This window comes from Aeromonas sp. HMWF014, from assembly GCF_963878295.1.
Classification (GTDB): Bacteria; Pseudomonadota; Gammaproteobacteria; order Enterobacterales; family Aeromonadaceae; genus Aeromonas; species Aeromonas popoffii.
In genome coordinates, this window is sequence record NZ_CAWNYS010000440.1 from 1 (window position 1) to 2,185 (window position 2,185).

3 protein-coding genes and 1 pseudogene are annotated in these 2,185 nt (G+C 56.5%); all 4 read left to right on the forward strand.

Going from position 1 to position 2,185, the window contains the following annotated elements; all coding sequences use genetic code 11:
• Positions 1-1,080 (forward strand): signal recognition particle protein (locus AAC083_RS17410; protein ID WP_108537264.1); only part of this gene is annotated, 1,080 nt, incomplete at its 5' end.
• Between the two features lie 182 nt (positions 1,081-1,262).
• A complete protein-coding gene (gene rpsP / locus AAC083_RS17415; RefSeq protein ID WP_021141082.1) occupies positions 1,263-1,511 on the forward strand; it encodes a 30S ribosomal protein S16 in 249 nt (82 codons plus the stop codon).
• Between the two features lie 24 nt (positions 1,512-1,535).
• A complete protein-coding gene (gene rimM / locus AAC083_RS17420) occupies positions 1,536-2,057 on the forward strand; it encodes a ribosome maturation factor RimM (RefSeq protein ID WP_042038809.1) in 522 nt (173 codons plus the stop codon).
• Positions 2,058-2,091: 34 nt separating this feature from the next.
• Positions 2,092-2,185, forward strand: a pseudogene (locus tag AAC083_RS23290) (tRNA (guanosine(37)-N1)-methyltransferase TrmD); the annotation flags it as partial.

Genomic DNA, 2,185 nt, shown 5'->3' on the forward strand with positions numbered 1-2,185 from the left:
CCGGCCATCATACTGATGGCGGGTCTGCAGGGTGCCGGTAAGACCACAACCGTAGGTAAACTGGCCAAGCTGCTCAAAGAGCGCAGCAAGAAGAAGGTGCTGGTCGTCAGTGCCGACGTCTATCGCCCCGCGGCGATCAAGCAGCTGGAGACGCTGGCAAGCGACATCGGCGTCGATTTCTTTCCAAGCGACGCTAGCCAGAAGCCGGTCGACATCGCCACTGCCGCCATCGATCAGGCACGTAAGAAGTTCTATGACGTTGTGATCGTGGATACCGCCGGTCGTCTGCACGTCGACAGCGACATGATGGACGAGATCATCCATCTTCACGCCACCATCAAGCCGATCGAGACCCTGTTCGTGGTGGACGCCATGACGGGGCAGGATGCCGCCAACACCGCCAAGGCGTTCAACGAGGCGCTGCCGCTCACCGGCGTGATCCTCACCAAGGCGGATGGCGACGCTCGCGGTGGTGCAGCCCTCTCCGTGCGCCACATCACCGGTAAGCCGGTCAAGTTCATCGGTATGGGCGAGAAGACAGATGCGCTGGAGCCGTTCCACCCGGATCGTCTCGCCTCCCGCATCCTCGGCATGGGCGACGTGCTGTCGCTGATCGAGGAAGTGGAGCGCAATGTCGACAAGGAAAAAGCCGCCAAGCTGGCCAACAAGGTCAAGAGTGGCAAGGGCTTCGATCTGGAAGACTTCCGCGAACAACTGGCCCAGATGCGCAATATGGGCGGCATGATGGGCATGCTCGACAAGCTGCCCGGTATGTCCGGTCTGCCGGACAACGTCAAGGATCAGATGGATGACAAGCTGACCGTGCGGATGGAGGCCATCATCAGCTCCATGACGCCCAGGGAGCGTGCCCATCCCGACCTCATCAAGGGCTCCCGCAAGCGCCGTATCGCCGCAGGTTCCGGCATGCAGGTGCAGGACGTGAACAAGCTGCTCAAGCAGTTCACCGAGATGCAGCGCATGATGAAGAAGATGTCCGGCAAGGGCGGCATGCGCAAGATGATGGGGCAGATGAAGAACATGTTGCCACCAGGATTCGGTGGCGGTCGCGGCCCCTTCTGATCCTGACCGTTTCAGCCAGGCCAGGGGCTCACCAGAGGTGGGCCCTTTTCATTGTGAGCCTTGTGCAAAAAATGGCTGGCTTGGTTGCAATTATTACGAATCCAAGTAGAATTATGCGGCTTATTTTAAGCTAGGGTCCGCGTGTTTGCGGGCCTTGTTCATTAGATGTTAATGAGGACGATATGGTAACCATTCGTTTACAACGTGGTGGCGCGAAAAAGCGTCCGTTTTACCAGGTAGTAGTTTCTGACAGCCGTTGCGCCCGTGACGGTCGCTTCATCGAGCGCGTTGGTTTCTTCAACCCGGTTGCTTCTGGTTCTGCCGAAAAGCTGAACCTGGACCTGGCTCGTATCGAGCATTGGGTTGCTACTGGTGCCGCTGTTTCTGACCGCGTTGCCAAGCTGATCAAAGACGCTGCCAAAGCTGCTTAATCAGCCCAACGGTAAGGAGTTAAGGTGGAAAAACCTATAGTTCTGGGCACCCTGGGTACCGTTTATGGCATCAAGGGCTGGCTTAAAGTGAACTCCTTCACCGATGTTGCCGAAGCGATTTTCGATTACAACCCCTGGCTGATCAATCAGAACGGGGGGTGGCGTGAACTCAAGGTTTCGGCCTGGAAGCGTCACAACAAGGGTCTGATTTGCAAAATCGATGGTATCGATCTGCGTGAAGATGCCCTGGCATTGACCAATGTCGAGATTGGCGTACCCGCTGATCTGTTGCCTGCGTTGCCTGAAGGTGAGTTCTACTGGCGTGACCTGATTGGTTGCTCGGTATCGACCACCAAGGGATACGACCTGGGCAAGGTGACCGAATTGATGGAAACCGGCTCCAACGATGTGTTGGTGGTTGAGGCCAATGTAAAAGATGCCTTTGGCGCAAAGGAGCGGTTGATTCCGTTCCTGGAAGAGCAGGTGATCAAGCATATTGATCTGACTGCTCGAACAATCGAAGTTGATTGGGATCCTGGTTTCTAGTTTCCCGCGCTAACACGGGTGCCGGAGGTTTCTTATGTGGATTGGGGTCATTAGCCTCTTCCCTGAAATGTTCCGAGCCATTACCGAGCACGGGGTAACGGGTCGGGCCGTCAAGAGTGGCCTGCTGC

Coding starts and splice junctions, on each gene's coding strand:
- rpsP (WP_021141082.1), top strand. CDS start 1,263: ATGGTAACCATTCGTTTACAACGTGGTGGCGCGAAAAAGCGTCCGTTT.